General features: G+C 69.6%; 16 protein-coding genes and 2 pseudogenes. 12 read left to right on the plus strand and 6 right to left on the minus strand.

Annotation, left to right across the window (positions count from 1 at the left end; genetic code table 11):
• The 6 genes and pseudogenes from ABGB08_RS38040 to ABGB08_RS38065 all read left to right on the plus strand — a co-directional run.
• Positions 1-194, plus strand: a pseudogene (locus ABGB08_RS38040) (hypothetical protein); the annotation flags it as partial.
• Positions 195-359: 165 nt separating this feature from the next.
• Positions 360-860: pseudogene (locus ABGB08_RS38045) on the plus strand (ABC transporter permease subunit); the annotation flags it as partial.
• Entirely contained in the window at positions 857-1,357 is a 501-nt protein-coding gene (locus ABGB08_RS38050; protein WP_347600918.1) for a hypothetical protein, read from the plus strand. The pseudogene ABGB08_RS38045 and the gene ABGB08_RS38050, both read left to right, overlap by 4 nt.
• 193 nt (positions 1,358-1,550) lie before the next feature.
• The gene (locus ABGB08_RS38055; RefSeq protein ID WP_347600920.1) at positions 1,551-3,011 is read left to right on the plus strand and encodes a benzaldehyde dehydrogenase; all 1,461 of its coding nucleotides are present in this window, start codon (positions 1,551-1,553) and stop codon (positions 3,009-3,011) included.
• 166 nt (positions 3,012-3,177) lie between these two features.
• The gene (locus ABGB08_RS38060) at positions 3,178-4,356 is read left to right on the plus strand and encodes an MFS transporter (protein WP_347600922.1); all 1,179 of its coding nucleotides are present in this window, start codon (positions 3,178-3,180) and stop codon (positions 4,354-4,356) included.
• A gap of 22 nt (positions 4,357-4,378) precedes the next feature.
• Positions 4,379-5,098, plus strand: coding sequence for a (2Fe-2S)-binding protein (locus tag ABGB08_RS38065; RefSeq protein WP_347600924.1), 720 nt, complete (start codon positions 4,379-4,381; stop codon positions 5,096-5,098).
• A 31-nt stretch (positions 5,099-5,129) separates the two neighbouring features.
• Here ABGB08_RS38065 and ABGB08_RS38070 read toward each other — a convergent pair whose 3' ends face one another.
• Both ABGB08_RS38070 and ABGB08_RS38075 read right to left on the minus strand, forming a co-directional pair.
• The gene (locus ABGB08_RS38070) at positions 5,130-5,663 is read right to left on the minus strand and encodes a cysteine dioxygenase family protein (protein ID WP_347600926.1); all 534 of its coding nucleotides are present in this window, start codon (positions 5,661-5,663) and stop codon (positions 5,130-5,132) included.
• Positions 5,660-6,607 carry an amidohydrolase gene (locus ABGB08_RS38075; RefSeq protein WP_347600928.1) on the minus strand — a complete coding sequence of 316 codons (948 nt, stop codon included), beginning with the start codon at positions 6,605-6,607 and terminating at the stop codon, positions 5,660-5,662. Before ABGB08_RS38075 ends, ABGB08_RS38070 begins: the two co-directional genes overlap by 4 nt.
• A gap of 147 nt (positions 6,608-6,754) precedes the next feature.
• Here ABGB08_RS38075 and ABGB08_RS38080 point away from each other — a divergent pair, with 147 nt between their 5' ends.
• Positions 6,755-7,741, plus strand: coding sequence for a LacI family DNA-binding transcriptional regulator (locus ABGB08_RS38080; protein ID WP_347600930.1), 987 nt, complete (start codon positions 6,755-6,757; stop codon positions 7,739-7,741).
• On the opposite strand, the gene ABGB08_RS38085 is transcribed toward ABGB08_RS38080, so the two are convergent.
• Both ABGB08_RS38085 and ABGB08_RS38090 read right to left on the minus strand, forming a co-directional pair.
• A complete protein-coding gene (locus ABGB08_RS38085) occupies positions 7,724-9,013 on the minus strand; it encodes an aromatic amino acid lyase (RefSeq protein ID WP_347600932.1) in 1,290 nt (429 codons plus the stop codon). The genes ABGB08_RS38080 and ABGB08_RS38085 overlap by 18 nt on opposite strands.
• On the minus strand, positions 9,000-9,374 hold the full coding sequence (locus tag ABGB08_RS38090; RefSeq protein WP_347601039.1) for a phage holin family protein: 375 nt from the start codon (positions 9,372-9,374) through the stop codon (positions 9,000-9,002). Before ABGB08_RS38090 ends, ABGB08_RS38085 begins: the two co-directional genes overlap by 14 nt.
• A gap of 138 nt (positions 9,375-9,512) precedes the next feature.
• On the opposite strand from ABGB08_RS38090, the gene ABGB08_RS38095 reads away from it, so the two are divergent.
• A complete protein-coding gene (locus ABGB08_RS38095; protein WP_347600934.1) occupies positions 9,513-9,812 on the plus strand; it encodes a hypothetical protein in 300 nt (99 codons plus the stop codon).
• A gap of 1 nt (position 9,813) precedes the next feature.
• Here the strand turns inward: ABGB08_RS38095 and ABGB08_RS38100 are convergent, their stop codons facing one another.
• Entirely contained in the window at positions 9,814-10,629 is an 816-nt protein-coding gene (locus ABGB08_RS38100; RefSeq protein ID WP_347600936.1) for an FAD:protein FMN transferase, read from the minus strand.
• A 101-nt stretch (positions 10,630-10,730) separates the two neighbouring features.
• Here ABGB08_RS38100 and ABGB08_RS38105 point away from each other — a divergent pair, with 101 nt between their 5' ends.
• The gene (locus ABGB08_RS38105) at positions 10,731-11,126 is read left to right on the plus strand and encodes an OsmC family protein (protein ID WP_347600938.1); all 396 of its coding nucleotides are present in this window, start codon (positions 10,731-10,733) and stop codon (positions 11,124-11,126) included.
• 341 nt (positions 11,127-11,467) lie between these two features.
• Here the strand turns inward: ABGB08_RS38105 and ABGB08_RS38110 are convergent, their stop codons facing one another.
• On the minus strand, positions 11,468-12,547 hold the full coding sequence (locus ABGB08_RS38110) for a monooxygenase (RefSeq protein ID WP_347600940.1): 1,080 nt from the start codon (positions 12,545-12,547) through the stop codon (positions 11,468-11,470).
• Positions 12,548-12,765: 218 nt separating this feature from the next.
• Here ABGB08_RS38110 and ABGB08_RS38115 point away from each other — a divergent pair, with 218 nt between their 5' ends.
• From ABGB08_RS38115 to ABGB08_RS38125, 3 genes are read left to right on the plus strand one after another with little or no spacing between them, the layout of a single operon-like run.
• Positions 12,766-13,470 (plus strand): siderophore-interacting protein, encoded by a 705-nt coding sequence (locus ABGB08_RS38115; RefSeq protein WP_347600942.1) that lies wholly within the window; start codon positions 12,766-12,768, stop codon positions 13,468-13,470.
• The gene (locus tag ABGB08_RS38120) at positions 13,470-14,966 is read left to right on the plus strand and encodes an ABC transporter ATP-binding protein (protein ID WP_347600944.1); all 1,497 of its coding nucleotides are present in this window, start codon (positions 13,470-13,472) and stop codon (positions 14,964-14,966) included. The genes ABGB08_RS38115 and ABGB08_RS38120 overlap by 1 nt, the downstream gene beginning before the upstream one ends.
• Positions 14,911-15,570, plus strand: coding sequence for a TetR/AcrR family transcriptional regulator C-terminal domain-containing protein (locus ABGB08_RS38125; protein ID WP_347600946.1), 660 nt, complete (start codon positions 14,911-14,913; stop codon positions 15,568-15,570). The genes ABGB08_RS38120 and ABGB08_RS38125 overlap by 56 nt, the downstream gene beginning before the upstream one ends.
• The last annotated feature ends 53 nt before the right edge of the window (positions 15,571-15,623 follow it).

Consider the following 15,623-nt stretch of genomic DNA (forward strand, 5'->3'; position numbering starts at 1 on the left):
TCGTCGAGCATGTTCTGGCCCGGCTCAAGGACTATCAGATCCTGCGGCAGTGCCGCCGGGAAGGAGATGCGATCAACGATGCGGTGCGCGGCGTCGCCGCGCTACACAACCTGAAGATCGACGTCCCTGCTTGTACAGCCAGGTCACGCGGGCGGGAAACGACGGCCTCAACCGATATACGGGGCAAGTATTAGCGCCTCCCTCTCAGCGCGCTAGCGGACATATGTTCATGATGCGAACAAATAGGACGCTTGTCGTTGACGGTGGCAAGCCTTCGACCTACGTTCCCTATGAGCACTCACGTTCGTATGACGAACATCTGGAGTGAACCCATGCGACGTCGCGGTGGGCGTGGTCATCCCGCGCTGCGGGCCGCGTCCAACTCGACCATTGAGTTCCTGCGGCCGATCCCCTCGGTGGCGCTGATCCCGCTGGCCACCCTGCTGTTCGGCGCGTCCCTCGGCTCCACCCTGCTGCTGGTCGCCTACGCGGCCTTCTGGCAGGTCCTGTACGGTGTCGCCGACGTGGACACCGTGGCCAGGGACACCGCCCGCTCGTACGGCCTGCGCCGGTGGTCCGTCATCCGGCACCTGGTGTGGCCGACCGCGTTGCCGTACATCATGACGGGGTTGCGGCTGGCGGCGGCGGTGGCGTTCATCCTGGCGATCACCGCGGAGCTGGTGATCGGCAGTCCCGGGCTCGGGCTGGAGATCCAGACCGCGCAGAGCGGCGGCGCGGTGCCGACCGTGTACGCGCTGGTGCTGACCGGCCTGATCGGGATCGCGGTGAACGCCGGCGTCCGGATGCTGGAGCGCCGGGTTCTGGCCTGGCCTCGGTCCGTGCGGGGAGCGACACGGTGAGGGCGATCGTGCGGGTGTTCGGGCTGCCTGCGCTGCTGGTGCTCGCCTGGTGGGCCTACGGCGCGGTGGCGGGCAACTTCTACATGCCGGACCCGCTCCGGGTCGCCCAGGCCTTCGCCGAAACCTGGTTAGGGCAGCGCTTGCTCGATGACGCGCTGCCGAGCGTCGGACGGCTGGCGGCCGGATACGTGGTGGCCACCGTCATCGGGGTCGGGCTCGGCGTGCCGATCGGGCTGTCCATGCGGCTGCGGGCCACGGCGGAGCCGGTGCTGGGGTTCTTCCAGCGCGGCTTCCAGATCGCCGAGATGTGGAGCGGCATCCTGCTCCTCGGCCTGCTGGGCTTCGCGCTGTCCTCGGCCTTCCGGTGGCTCGAACGCCGGATCCTATGGACCGGCTCGCCGAACGCAGCGGCCGGGGCAAGGCGCCCTGGTCGGCTTTCGACGAGGTCAGCCTGGCCGCTCTCGCCAGGTCCTTCGGCTGCCCGGCGCGCCGCGTGAGCGGCTACGACGGCCTGATCGCCGCCCTGGACGAGATCGTGCCCACGCTGCACTCTCGGGAGGAGCCCTTGCTGCTCGACGTGGCCGTAATTCCCGACACCGAATTCCATCCCTGAACCTGTGGAGCCTCCGCTGCTCGATGTGGCTGTGGTTCCGACGCCGAAATTCCACCCCTGAACCTGTGGAGGATCACATGTCGCTCATGGACCCCAAGATCTGGACCGGCCAAGTTTTCAGCGGCGGCTGGACGAACTCCCGCGCGGGTGACGCGGCCGTCGTCGAGCCCGCCACCGGCCACGAGATCGGCCGGACCGGCATCGCGGACGCCGACGACATCGCGGCGGCCGTGACCGTGGCCAAGGCCGCGCAGCGAGAGTGGGCGGCCACCAACTTCGAGGAGCGCGCCGCCGTGCTCCGCCGCGCGGGCCACCTGTTCGAGCAGCACGCCGAGGACATCCACCACTGGATCATCCGGGAGGCCGGGTCGATCCCGCCCAAGGCGGGTGTGGAAACCCATGTCGCCTCGCAGGAGTGCTACGAGGCCGCCGCGCTCGCCTCGGCCCCGATCGGTGAGATCATCCCGACCGCCAAACGCCGGATGAGCCTGGCCCGGCGCATCCCGGTCGGCGTGGTCGGCGTGATCGCCCCGTTCAACTTCCCGCTCATCCTCGGCACCCGCTCGGTCGCCCCCGCGCTCGCGCTCGGCAACGCCGTCGTACTCAAGCCCGACCCGCGCACCGCCGTCTGCGGCGGCGTCGCCATCGCCCGGGTCTTCGAGGAGGCGGGACTCCCGGCAGGCCTGCTCCACGTCTTGCCCGGCGGACCCGAAGCGGGTGAAGCCCTGGTCGCCCACCCCGACGTGCCGGTGATCTCGTTCACCGGCTCCACCGCCGCCGGACGCACGGTCGGCGAAGCTTGCGGACGCCTGCTCAAGCGCGCCCACCTGGAGTTGGGCGGCAACTCGGCGCTGATCGTGCTGGAGGACGCCGACCTGGACCTGGCCGCCTCCGCCGGAGCCTGGGGTTCCTTCCTGCACCAGGGCCAGATCTGCATGACCACCGGCCGCCACCTGGTCCACGCCTCGATCGCCGACGAGTACGTGGCCCGCCTCGCCGAGAAGGCCGACCACCTCCCGGTCGGCGACCCGGCCACCGAGCGCGTCGCCCTCGGCCCACTGATCTCCGTCGGCCAGCGCGACAAGGTCCACGCCCTGGTCACCGGCAGCGTCGACGGCGGCGCCCGCCTGGCCGCCGGCGGCACCTACGAGGGCCTCTTCTACCGCCCGACCGTCCTCACCGGAGTCACCACCGACAGCCCCGCGTACGCCAACGAGGTCTTCGGCCCGGTCGCCCCCGTCATGCCCTTCAGCACCCCCGACGAAGCCGCCGCCCTGGCCGGCAACAGCGAGTACGGCCTGTCCCTCGGCATCCTCAGCCGCGACGTCATGAAGGCCGTCGACCTGGCCGAACGCATCCCCTCCGGCATCGTCCACATCAACGACCAAACCGTAGACGACGAAGCCGTGGCCCCCTTCGGCGGCGTCGCCGCCTCCGGCACCGGCTCCCGCTTCGGCGGCCTCCGCGCCAACGCCGACGCCTTCACCCACACCCAGTGGCTGACCATGCAGGGCGACATCGCCGGCTATCCGTTCTGACCGGCAGTTCCGGCTGACCTTGGACTTAGGGCCGGTCGGCAGTCAATGGCGGGCTAGGTTCCGAGGCGTGGCCACTGATCACGGGATGGCCTCGCCTCCGGCCCATGGGTGGGAGAACCACGGTGCCGGGGTTGTCCGTCAGCCGGGGCAGTAGGGTTTGGTGCCTATGGGGCGTCCCGGCTGGTTGCTTCTGGTTGTTGGGTTTGTGTTGGCTGCGTTGAATTTGCGGCCTGCGTTGGCGGGGTTGTCGCCGGTGCTTGGGGCGATCATGGACGATCTCGCGCTTGGGCCGGCGGCGGGTGGGGCGATCACCACGGTGATGGTGGTTTGTCTTGGGTTGCTTGGGCCGGCCGCGCCGCTTATTTCTACGCGGTTCGGGCTGGATCGGGCGCTCCTGGTGGGGTTGCTGGTGCTCGCCGTGGGTGCGGTGTTGCGTAGTTCGGATGGGTTGTTCGGGCTTTATGGCGGGGCTGTGCTGGTTGGAACGGCTATCGCGATCATGAATGTGGTCATGCCGGGCCTGGTCAAGCAGCATTTTCCCGAGAAGATCGGGCTGTTCACGGGGATCTACGTCTCGTGTCTGGTCACCGGTGCGGCGGGGGCCTCGGCGTTGGCGGTTCCGCTGGCTGATGCCTACGGGTGGCGGGTGGCCGCGGGGTCGGTCGCGCTGCTGGCCGTGTTGGCGGCGATTGTCTGGATTCCGCAGGCGTGGCGGCCGGTTCCGGTGGCGAGCACCGGTCCGCGGCCGTTTCGGCGGTTGCTGCGCAGCCGGGTGACCTGGTTCGTGACCGCGTTCATGGGCATGCAGTCCATGTCGTTCTACATCATGCTCGCCTGGCTGCCGACCATCTTCCAGGACGCCGGTCTCCCCGCCGACCAGGCCGGATACCTGCTCAGCCTGACCAACCTCATCCAGATCGCCGCGACCCTGTCGGTGCCGATCATCGCCGGGCGGGCCCGCTCCCAGGTCCCGCACGTGGCCGCAGCGGCCGTCCTCACCCTCGCCGGATATCTCGCTGTATTACTCGCCCCGGCCACACTGCCCTGGCTCTGGATGATCATCCTCGGCGTCGGCCAGGGCGCCTCGATCGCGCTCGCCCTCCTGATCATCACGCTGCGCGCCCCCGACCCCACCTCGGTGACCGCCCTCTCGGCGATCGCCCAGTCCTTCGGCTACCTCCTGGCCGCCCTCGGCCCGTTCGTGATCGGCCTGCTCAACCAGCTCACCGGCGGCTGGACCTGGCCCCTGGTGGCCGGCCTGGCCGTCTGCGTGATCCAGCTGGCCTTCGGCCTGATCGCCGCCCGCCCTGTCGTGATCACCAAGGAAGAGGCTACGATTAGGTAAGGCTAACCTAAAGGAGCATCCCGTGCTGGCCGAGCTCAACGCCACCCTGGAGAAAGCCGCGGCCGAGCAAGACGGCATCCTCGGCGTGCTACCGGGCCTGGTGGCGGAATCTTCGTCGGGCGACGGCTGGATTCCGGCCCCGGAGCTGGCGCGGGAGCCGTACCAGGCGCTGGCCGGGTTCGTGGATGAGACGGCTGAGCGGTGGAACGCGCCGCGGCATGTGGCGGCGGCCGTGTTCTGGAAGACCTACACCTATTGGCACATCTTTCCGATCGCGCTCGGGTGGTCGATCAACCGGCGGGTCCCGTTGATGCGGCTTGAGCACACGATGGTGCGCCCGTCCGACGCGGGAGTGACGATCGCGGCCACCGAGATCACGGTCGCCGTCGAACCCGGGGATCCCGTCGCGGGAACCCCGGGCACGGTGGTGAGCGACGATCTCGGCGCGACCATCAGGGAGGCGTTACTCGACGGGCAGCAGCCGCTGATCGAGGCGATCTCCAAGCTGACCCGGATAGGGCGGCGCAACCTGTGGGGCTCGACCGCCGAGGCCTTCGCGGGCCCGCTCCTGGAGACCGGCCCCTACCAGCGGGCCGAGGACCTGCTGCGATCGATCGGCCGCCCGGTGGACGGCCTGATCGAACCGCACGAGGACGGCTACCGGCGGCGGACCTGCTGCCTGTGGGTCACCCTCCCCGACGAGGAAGCCTGCTCGACCTGCTGCGTGAAGAGAGTGTTTTGAGATGCACCTCGTGCCTCTCAAAACACCCTCTTCAGAGCGGGCGCAGCTCGTCGGCGTAGCTGACCGACTGGCGGCGCATCATGCCGTCGTCCCGGATCGAGTACTGCCCCAGACGCCATAACGGCGGCGAGTACGCGTGAATCGACACGCTGCCGTGCTCCGCGCCGGTCAGCCGGTGGATGTGATCGGGGCCGAAGGTGAACGACTCGCCCGCGCTGACCGTGGTCTCCAGGTGCTCGCCGCCGATCCGCGGGTTGCACTCGGTCAGCGCGCCGTTGACCACCCGGACCGCGCCCGAGGAGATGTCGTGGTCATGCCAGCCGGTGTCGTCCTCGGGCCGCCAGCAGAGCAGCCAGACATCCACGTACGCGTCCCGGTAGAGAGAGGCGTAGTGCCGCCCCCCGTCCTCCGCGCCGTCGAAGCCGAGGTGCTCCTCCCACAGCTCGGGCTGGGCGGCCAGCTCGTTGACGAGCGCGGAGAGTTCGCGCCGATCCAGGGCTCGCGCGGGCAGCTCGTCCAGGGGAGTCGGACATGTCTGAGGAACCGGGATAGTGGGCGTGCTCATGAGGGCGACTCCTTTCGGGACAGCAGACGGGCCGGATTGGCCACCTGGATGGCGTGGCGGGCGGCGTCGCCGAAGTCCAGCGACGCCGATTCGGCATAGGGCTGGTCGGATCCGTTCACGACCACGTCGATGCCGAGCTCGCGGATGACGGCGTCGATGGCGCGCGGGCCGTAGGAGGACGTCTCGACGTAGAGGCCGGAGTCCACCTGGCCGCGGCTGGTGCCGCCGCGATTGATCTGCCGCTCGGAGTGCAGCGGGGCGAGCCCGGCCAGCAGCGAGAAGCAGACTTTGAGGTCCGGGTGGCGGGGCCGCCCGAAAGCTTGGAACGCGTACCAGGACGCGTGCATTTGCTGGACATACGGGACCACGGCGGGCCACCAAGCGGGGGTGTCCTGGCTTGGCCGATCAGGAGCGGCCAAGCCCGCCGAGCCGGAGGCTCGGCCATGAACGCAGTTCGTCGCCGGGCCCGGGTGTACGAACAGGGGGAGGCCGCGGGCGGCTAGTTCGTCCAGCAGGGGAGCCACGTTCGCCAACCCCGCCTGGTCGGAGATCGCCGTCGCCGGGAGTTGGAGCCCGGCGAAGCCCGCGTCGAGGGCGTGCGCGAGCCGTACCGAATCGATATCGGTTACCGGAGCCGACGCCCAGGCCTGGAACGGCGCGGGGAGGGTGGCGGCGCCGGTGTGGAAGGCGTCGATGAGCGGCCAGGCCTCGTCCGGCGGGAGGTGTTCGATGCCGAGCGGGCTGGACAGGGAGACGAGCGCGAGGTCCAGCCCGGCGTTGCGTTTCACCCGGAGGTCGATGTCGTGGTCGTCGGGATTGACCTGGTAGGGAGGCTCGCCGTCGAGGACGAGGGTCCAGCCGTCCAGGTAGGGGGGCGCGGTGCGGGCGCGCAGCGCGGCGACGAACGAGGACGGCCAGATGTGCTGGTGCACGTCCACGCCCATGGCCCTCCTCGATAACCCCTATTCCCGACTGATATTACAGGGTATCCGCACCACAACGGAACACTCGTGAGGTGAAACGGTTCACTGATACGCTTCAGTGAAGCGTTTCACCTCATTTGTGTCAAGGAGCGGGCGTAGGCTGATTCGATGCCTCAGCGCAAGAGGGCGACGATCCGCGAGGTGGCCAAGGCGACCGGCCTGTCACCTGCGGCGGTCAGTTACGCCCTGCGGGGCATGCAGGTCTCCGAGGAGACCCAGCGGCGGGTGCGCCGGGCGGCGGCCGAGCTCGGCTACGAGGCCGACCCGATCGCACGGGCCCTGGCCAGCGGCAGGACCGGCATGATCGGCGTGCTCTGCTCGTCGCTCGAAGACCTGTGGCAGCAGTCGCTGGCCGTCGGCATCGGGCGCACACTGCGGGAGAAGGACCACTACGCGCTGATCCTGGACGCGGCGGGCGACCCCGACCGGGAGAGCACGCTCGCCCGCCAGCTGCGCGGTGTGGACGGCCTGATCGTCCAGCCGGTGGACCCGGCCGCGGCCTTCTGGCCCGCCCTGGCCGAATCCCTGCCCGTCGTGGTGATCGGCGACGCCCTCAAGGACGCGCGCACCGCCGCCGAGGTCGTCTTCGACAACCACAGCGGGGTGACCATGGCGCTGGAGTACCTGCGCGCCATGGGGCACCACCGGGTCGCCGTGCTCACCCCCACCCAGGCCAGCACGCCCGACCGGCCCGCCGACCGGCTCGTCAACGACGAGGCGCAGCGGCTCGGCCTCGACATCGAGGTGCTCACCTGCCCGCAGGGCCTGGCCCCGGCCACCGAGGTGGCACGCTCCCTGCTGTCGGCCGATGTGCGGCCGAGCGCCGTGTTCTGTTTCTCCGACTCCATCGCGTACGGCGTGCTGATGGCCGCCAGCTCCCTGGACCTGAACGTGCCGCGGGACGTGTCGGTGATGGGATACGACGACCATCCGATGTCCGAGCTCCTGGGGTTGACCAGCGTCAACTGGAACCTGGACGGGATCGTGCAGGCCGCCGTACGGCTGGTGCTCGGCGCCGCCGACGGGACGATCCGGAGGCGCCGGATCACGCAGGAGCCGTTCCTGCGGGATCGCACCTCAGTCGGGGCTGTGTAGCCGTCGCCTGGCCGCCTCGATGTCGATCGGCCGGTCGGGTTCCGGGCCGCTCAGGGCGCGGTCGGCCGCGATCAGCTCGCAGGCCAGGACGATCTCGTACGGCTCACGCGCGGCCAGACAAGCCCGGGCCGCCTGAGTGGCGAAACCGGCGTGATCCTCGACACCTCGGGAGATGACGGCGCTGCTCGTCGTGACGGGGGTGGCGAGCTGGCGGAGGGCGGCCAGGGCGTCCTGGGTGACGTACTCCAGGATCAGCAGTCCGGAGGTGCCCTCGGTGGCGGCCAGGAACGGGAGCCTGCCGGTGTAGGCGGGTTCCATCAAGGTGGCGAGGCGGGCGGCGGACAGGGACGCGGTCTGGGTGAGGGCGACGCGCAGGGTGTCGAGGGTGAGGGCGATCGGGCCGGTGTGGAAGTTGCCGTTGTGGAGGGCTTCGGTGGCGATAAGGGGATTTTCCAGGGCGGAGTTGATCGCGGTGGTGACCGAAATTTCAGCGTTTTGTAGGGCGGTGAAGGCGGCTTGGTGGACTTGGGGGAAGGCGCGGTAGCCGTAGGGGTCCTGGATTCTGCGGGGCGTCGTGGCGGGGAGGATCGCGCGGAGTTCGGCGGCGACGTGGGTGTTCTGGACAGATTCGGCGAGGGGTTCCGTGGATGCTTGGACGGCCTGCCAGGTGCGTGCGGTGATTCTGATCGATGATTCCAGGAGCCTCCGCAGGTCGTGGAGGGCGAGGGCGGCATCGGCCAGGGTGAGGGCGCTGGAGCTGATGAACGGGAGCGCGTCGGTGGGCTCTAGTGGAAATGTCGGGCCGTTCCACGAAATTTCGCCCAGGAGGCAGAGGGCGGTGGTCGACAGGGCGGTCAGGTCGCCGGTGCCGATCGCGCCGTACTCGCGGATGGGCGGGACCGCGCGCCCGTTGATCGCGTCCGCGAGGACCGGGAGCAGAGCCGGGTCGAGGCCCGAGCCGCCGCGGAGCAGTTGATTGAGGCGGACCGCCAGCATGGCTGTGGCCCGCTCGGGACCGATCAGCGGCCCAGCCCCGGCCGCGTGACTGCGCAGCAGGTCCAAGCCCTGCTGTCCGGCCACGTCCTTGTTCGCGCCCACGCCGGTGGTCCGGCCGTACACCGGTCCGGCCAGGGCCGTGGCGGCGCGCCAGGAACGGTCGGCGGCGGCGGTCGAGCCGAGCGAGACCGTGGCGCGGCCGGTGCCGATCGCGCTGACCTGCGCGCAGGTCAGTGAGGTTCCGTCGAGGGGGACGACGCGGTCAGTCGTTGACACCGATGATCAGGTCGAGCAGCCAGGACACGATGCCGATGATGATCGCGCCCCAGAACGCCGCCCAGAAGCCGGCCACGTGGAACGGCAGGTCGATCTTCCCGGCGATCCAGCTCGTCAGGTAGAGCAGGCCGGCGTTGACGACCAGCGCGAACAGGCCGAGCGTGAGCACGTAGAACGCGCAGCCGACGACCTTGATGATCGGTTTCAGGAGCGTGTTGATGATTCCGAAGATCAGCGCGACCGCGAGGAGCGTGCCGATCTGCCTGGTGGTGTCGCTGCTCTCGACGGTGATGCCGTCCACTACCTGAGTGGCGACCCAGAGGGAGGCGGCGACTACCACGATCTTGAGGATGACCTTAATCACAGCTGTGATCCTTCCACGCTCGCACCCCGTTTGCGCAGTGCGAATGCGGATGCGTCATAGCGCGAACACATCGTCACACTATGTTTGCATAAGTGGTGATCCTGGGGGAAATGTCCAATTGGGGGTGGGTGAGAGATGGACGTCGACCAGTTGGCGCAGCTGTCCGCCAAAGAATTGCACGACCGCGCCGTGCGCTACGCGGTCCGGCACGGCGACTTCGGATTCCTGTGGGAGCTGCTGAAGGTGATCCCGGCCGCCGAAGCCGCGAGCGGACACTCCGACGAGACCGCGAACGATCTCAGCCGGGTGTCCGCGCTGCTCAGCGACGCGCTCGGAGCTGGGGAGGGCGAACTCGGCGAGGCCCTCCGCCCGATCTACATCGACTACCTGGCGCGGCATCCGGACGCGCTCAGGAACGCCGGCGAGGACGTGTAGCTCACCCCGCCATGCTCTCGGGGGCGTACGCGAGGAAGCCCGGCGTGGTCACGCCCTGGCCGTCGGAGGTGATGATCAGCACGTCGTACGGGGTGGCCTGGGTGTCCTTGGGGAGGGCCAGCAGGCGGGCGACGTGTTTGGCGCGGGCCAGGCTCATGCCGTACAGGGCGGCGGCGTACGCGCCCGCGTCCGCCAGATCCGGCCCGACCACGGTCACCCCGGCGATCCCGCTCGCGCGCGGGCGGCCGTCGTGCGTGGCGACGGCCAGATCGTGGGCGAACAGGACGGTACGCATGGCGTAGCTGTCGAGGTCGCGCAAGCCGCGCAGCCGCTCCCGCGCGCTCCGGACCGGATCGCGCACCCCGATCCGCCACGGCACGCCCGGCCGCGCAGAACCGCGCACCCGCACGTTCCCGCCCGCGCTCACGCAGTGATCGACCGCGCCCGCCGCCGCCAGCGCCCGCGAGACCCGCTCCACCGCCCAGCCCTTCACGTATCCGGCCGGCGCCGGCTCCTTGCCGATCGAGGCGCGCAACTCGCTCCGGCGCTTGAGCACCTCGGCCAGCTCCGGCGCGCACTCCGCCAGCGAGAGCTCATCTCGCGCGAGCCGGCTCACCTGGCTTCCCGCGTCGCTCCCGTCGAAGGTCTCGTCCACCCAGCGCAGCCAGGTGAACGCGTCGTCCAGCAGCGGCCGCAGCTCCCGCTGGGGCAGCGCCGTCCGGATATCTATGCCGACCGGGGTGCCCATCACCATCTCGACTCGATGTGCCCCGGGGAAGCGGGCACTGCGGTGGGCCTGGTCTTCGTTGATGTTCATCGGTCTCCTTCGCTCTGCACCCTGAGGTACGCGGGAGCTCCCGATCCTGTTCACGACTTCCGCGAAAGATCTCAGAATGATCTCGGGGTACTGTGCTGCGTATGGCGCCAGTACACGTAGAACGCACCCCCGAAGGCTTCGTCGCCAGCAACGAACGCGGCGCGCACCTCAAAATCGGCAGTGCCACCGACGAGGGCGTCTTCAGCCCCGTCGAACTCCTGCTGATCGCCGTCGGAGCCTGCAACATCGTCACCGTCGAACCCCTCACCGCCCAGCGCGGCCACCGCCTGCCCCGGCTCGCCGTCTCCATCACCGCCACCAAAGCCGAGCCCACCCTGCTGGACACGGTGACGGTCACGTACGAGGTCGAGCTTCCAGAAAGCCTCACGCCGGAGAAGTTCGCCGAGATCGCGGAACGCGTGCACCAGCGGCATTGCACGGTCAGCAGGTCCTTGGAGCGGGGGACTGAGGTCAAGCTCAACCTGCCTCAGGCCTGAGATCCAGACCAACTATCCACCCGTTCATGACGACTTCCATAAAGTCGGTTCTGTAGCGTGGAAGCAGGTCAAGGGGGCTGGAAAGCCACCACACAGGCTATATGTCACAAGGATGCGGGAGGGGAACCGTATCCCAAGCGGGGGAACCCGCCCAGAGCGCCTTTGGGGGAGGGCGCCTCGGCGGTACCGCTTAGTGAAAGTCGGGACCGGACAGTTGGGGGACTGTCCGGTCCCGACTGTATTTTGAGCCAGGCCGCCGCTACCAGGACGGCTACACCTTCGTCGACATCCACGCGGACGGACCGTGGACGCTCAGCCGCAACTGAAGCGGCTCGGGGCACTTAGCGGGACATGATGGCGATGCCGAGGCACATTTCGTCGCTGGTGCCTTCGCCCCAGACCACGTAGCGCGGGGGTTGGTTCTGGAGTTGGGGGAGTTGGGCGCGGAGGGAGGCGTCGTGGGTGCAGGTGACGCGGATGGTGTCGCCTGCTTTGACTTCGACGGGGGATTTCAGGGGGCGGAGGGCCTGGTCGTCGAAGTTGTAGTTGGGGACGTCCAGGAGGGTTTGGGCGGTTGGGGTGCCGGGGTTGAGTTCGACTTTGATGGAGCGGCCCAGGAGGTGCATGTGGCCGGCCAGGGCGTGGAGGTGGCCGGGTTGCTCGACGGGGACGTCGCAGTGCTGGGTGGGGCCGGGGGCGGGGGAGCCGCACATTTGGGTCAGGTGGTCGGGGGTGGCCATGGATTCTTCGCCGAAGCGTCGGCCGATGTCGGTGACGGCTGCCGCGCGGTCACAGAGTGGGCCTGATTCCTTGGCCGTACAGGGGAGTTCGACCTGGGCGGGGAACAGCGCGGTGCCGAGCGGTTCGAGAGCCTTGTCGCTGACCCGCAGGCGGATTCCCGACTGGTCGGAGCCGGTCCCGCCGAGGGTGTTGTAGTGCACCTGCATGACCAGCTGGCTTCCGCCGGGAAGCGGATGCCCGTACTTGGGATCGAGCAAGGTCTCGTTGGTCCCGGGCGCCCAGTGTGAAACCCATCCGGCTTCCCGTACGCCCGCGTCCGCGAAACACGTCCAGCCCTGACCGGGAGTGCTCGCATCCAACGCCTTGGCCTCCGCCGCCTGCTCAGGACTCAGCCTGAAGAAGATCGCATGATGCACGATCGCCAAATTCTCCGGTATGAACTGCGCCCCGGTAAGGAACCGCGCCCCCTCCCCCAGCGCCGGATCAATCAGAAAGCACCGATAATCATCGGTCCCCCCATTGGGCTCCTTCGGGGTATACGCCTCCGCCATCTTCAGCGTGACGAACCTCTCCCCGTCCCGCAACGGCTGCTGCACCACCGCCGTCCCCGAATGCCCCCCATGCCCCGAGACGACCGCCGCCTGCCCCCCGCACGCCACGACCACCATGGCAACCGCCACAAGAACCAGAATTCCCCGAATTCGACCCATGCTTCCACAGTTACCGATTTCCGCCGCCGCGCCATCCTCCTGGGGAAGGTTCCTCCTCTCCTCCGGCAGCAGGGTCCAGGAGCCTTCCGTATGACGGTGGGCCAGAACTCGGCGTGGTCTTGACGGTGGGGCGGTGATTGCAACATCCTGTCGCGTATAGGTAAGGCTTACCTAATTGAGGAGGGTGTATGCCTACGGTGCCGGCGTTGATTGCTGACCCGATGACGCGGTGGATGGGGCGGCGGGCTGTGGTGGTGGGGGTGGAGGTGCTGTCCGCGGGGTTGGTGCGGGTTCGGTTCGCTGGGGAGGCGTTGCGGGGGAGGGCGTGGCAGCCGGGGTGTGAGATCGAGTTCCGGGTGGGGGAGCGGGAGCTGCGGCACTACACGCCGGCCGCGTTCGATGGGGCGGACGGGTGGATCGACGTGGTCTTTCAGCTGTACGGCGCGGGTCCGGGAAGCCAATGGGCGCGTGGCCTCACGGTGGGGGACGAGACGCTGGTGCTGGGGCCGGGGGGCAAGTCGTGGGTGCGGGATGGGGCGACGCACTTCATGGCGGGGGACGCCAGCGCGCTGGGGTTGTTCGAGGCGCTGACCGTCGGGCTGGGGCCGGAGGCGAAGGTTTCGGGCGTGGTGGAGGTGTCGCCGGAGGACGCGGAGGCGGCGAGGGTGTTGCTGCCGAGGCTGGAGGTGGTGGCCGAGGGCGAACGGCCGGGGGATGCGATGCTGGCGCGGGTGCGGGAGATGGCGGTTGAGCGGCCGGACGCCGCCTACGTGGCGGGGCACGCGCGAAGCGTTCAGGAGGCGCGCGGGCTGCTCTGCGCCGAGCGGGTGGGCATGCGGCGGAAGGACGTCGTCACCAAGCCGTACTGGGCGACCGGGAAGAAGGGGTTGTAGTGCTGGGCCAACTGCTCGCACCGGTGCGAGGGCGGCTCTGGGCGGCGGCGGGGTTACAGGTCGTCGCGGCCGTGGCGGGGCTGGTGCCGTACGTGATGGTGGCGGAACTGGCTCGCGAGCTGCTGGGAGCGGGCGACGCGGGGCGGGCCTGGGCGATCGTGGGGGTGGCGGTCGCGGTCGGCGGCCTGGTGCTGGCCGGAACACATCGGTACACGGCCGGACTGATGGAGCGCGTGGACCATTCTGTGGATGCCGCCAGTGCGGAGGCGGGCAGCAGGGTGGTGGAGTTCGCCCAGGCTCAGGCCGTACTGCGGGGCTTTGGCAGGACAGGTCCGGCGTACACCGAACTGGAGTCAGCACTCCGCCAGCAGTATCGGGCCGGGCGGCGCTCGGTCACGAGCGCGATCCCGGGGCTGGGCCTCAACGCGCTGGCCGTGCAGGTCCTCTACACGGCGCTGATCGCGCTCGGCACCTACCTGACGCTCGGCGGGTCGCTGGATCCGGCCGGGCTGATCGTGCTGCTCGCGCTGGCCACCCGCTTCACCGAGCCGCTGCTGCTGGCCGCCGAACTGGGCGGCGCGCTCCGGATGGGCCGCAACAACCTGGCCCGCTTCGCCGAGATCCTCGCCACCCCCACCCTCCCGGAACCCGCCCAGCCGGTACGGCAGCCGCCCCCCGACGCCCCCGCCATCCAGCTCGACCACGTCGATTTCGGCTACGACGACACCCTCGTCCTGAAGGACCTCTCGCTGACCGTCCCGCCGCGCACGATGACCGCGCTGGTCGGGCCGTCCGGTTCCGGCAAGACCACCGTCACCCGGCTGATCGCCCGCTTCTTCGACGTACGGTCGGGCGCCGTCCGGGTGGACGGGCACGACGTGCGCGACCTCGGCACCGAGGACCTGATGTCGCGGCTGTCGCTGGTCTTCCAGGACGTCTACCTCTTCGACGACACGATCGAGGAGAACATCAGGCTCGGCCGTCCCGGCGCCACCGATGAGGAGGTCAGGCGGGCCGCCGCGCTGGCCAGGGTGGACACGATCGTGGACCGGCTGCCCGACGGCTGGGCGACCAGGGTCGGCGAGAGCGGCGCCGCGCTGTCCGGCGGCGAGCGGCAGCGGGTCTCCATCGCGCGGGCGATCCTCAAGGACGCGCCCATCGTGCTGCTCGACGAGGCCACGGCCGCGCTCGACTCCGACAACGAGGCCGCCGTCATCGAGGCGCTGCATGCGCTGACCGAGGACAGGACGCTGCTGGTGATCGCGCATCGGCTCGCCACGGTCCGGGCCGCCGATCAGATCGTCGTCCTGGACGGCGGGCGGGTAGTCGAGACAGGCGATCACGATCGGTTGCTGGCGGCGGGCGGCCGGTATGCCGCGTTCTGGCGGGAGCGCACCCGCGCGGCCGGATGGCGGCTGATCTCGCGCGAAGATGGGCGGTATGACCACGCCGCGTCCGAGCCCTCGTCCGGGACGACGTCCCAGCTTCAGTCTTGACGACATCGCCGAGGCCGCGCTGGCGGTGGGGTTCCGCGACCTGACCATGACGTCGGTGGCCGACCGGCTGGGGGTCCGGCACTCCTCGCTCTACCGGCGGGTGCCCAGCCGGGACGACCTGGTGATCGCGGCGATGGATCTGGCCGTCCAGCGGGCGGACTGGCCGCGGCCGGGGGCGGATTGGCGGGCCTACCTGGAGGAGACGGCCGATGTCGTCTGGGGCGTGTTCGCCGCGTATCCGGGGATGGCGGACCTGATCCGCGACCTGCCCCGGACCCCGCCGAGCGTGACCCGGGTCTTCTACCGCACCGCGCGGGCGCTCACGGAGTTCGGGTTCGGGGACGACGACGCGGTGCTCGTCGTCGACACGCTCACCGACCTGGCCGCCGATGTGTACGCCGGGTGGGAGCGCCTCGTCCGCGTACGCGACGGGGATCCGCTGACCGCCCGGGACCGGCTCCGCGCGTCCTGGGCCGCCGAGCAGGCCGATCCGGGCGCCGCCGCCTTCGCCGTCGTGGTCCGGCAGATCATCGACGGCGACCCCCACGAGTGGTTCCGGCGCAAGCTGGCCCTCGTGCTCGACGGCGCCGCCGCACGCCTCTAAGAGAGCACATTTCGGGATGTACGCCCCCTGCCGCCCCTCGCACAATAACGCTG

Source organism: Acrocarpospora sp. B8E8 (assembly GCF_039871605.1).
GTDB classification, from domain to species: Bacteria; Actinomycetota; Actinomycetes; order Streptosporangiales; family Streptosporangiaceae; genus Acrocarpospora; species Acrocarpospora macrocephala.

Bases quoted from the DNA above. Each gene is read 5' to 3' on its own strand.
- ABGB08_RS38055 (WP_347600920.1), top strand. From the start codon at position 1,551: ATGTCGCTCATGGACCCCAAGATCTGGACCGGCCAAGTTTTCAGCGGC.
- ABGB08_RS38060 (WP_347600922.1), top strand. From the start codon at position 3,178: ATGGGGCGTCCCGGCTGGTTGCTTCTGGTTGTTGGGTTTGTGTTGGCT.
- ABGB08_RS38070 (WP_347600926.1), bottom strand. From the start codon at position 5,663: ATGAGCACGCCCACTATCCCGGTTCCTCAGACATGTCCGACTCCCCTG.
- ABGB08_RS38075 (WP_347600928.1), bottom strand. From the start codon at position 6,607: ATGGGCGTGGACGTGCACCAGCACATCTGGCCGTCCTCGTTCGTCGCC.
- ABGB08_RS38080 (WP_347600930.1), top strand. From the start codon at position 6,755: ATGCCTCAGCGCAAGAGGGCGACGATCCGCGAGGTGGCCAAGGCGACC.
- ABGB08_RS38095 (WP_347600934.1), top strand. From the start codon at position 9,513: ATGGACGTCGACCAGTTGGCGCAGCTGTCCGCCAAAGAATTGCACGAC.
- ABGB08_RS38100 (WP_347600936.1), bottom strand. From the start codon at position 10,629: ATGAACATCAACGAAGACCAGGCCCACCGCAGTGCCCGCTTCCCCGGG.
- ABGB08_RS38105 (WP_347600938.1), top strand. From the start codon at position 10,731: ATGGCGCCAGTACACGTAGAACGCACCCCCGAAGGCTTCGTCGCCAGC.
- ABGB08_RS38115 (WP_347600942.1), top strand. From the start codon at position 12,766: ATGCCTACGGTGCCGGCGTTGATTGCTGACCCGATGACGCGGTGGATG.
- ABGB08_RS38125 (WP_347600946.1), top strand. From the start codon at position 14,911: ATGACCACGCCGCGTCCGAGCCCTCGTCCGGGACGACGTCCCAGCTTC.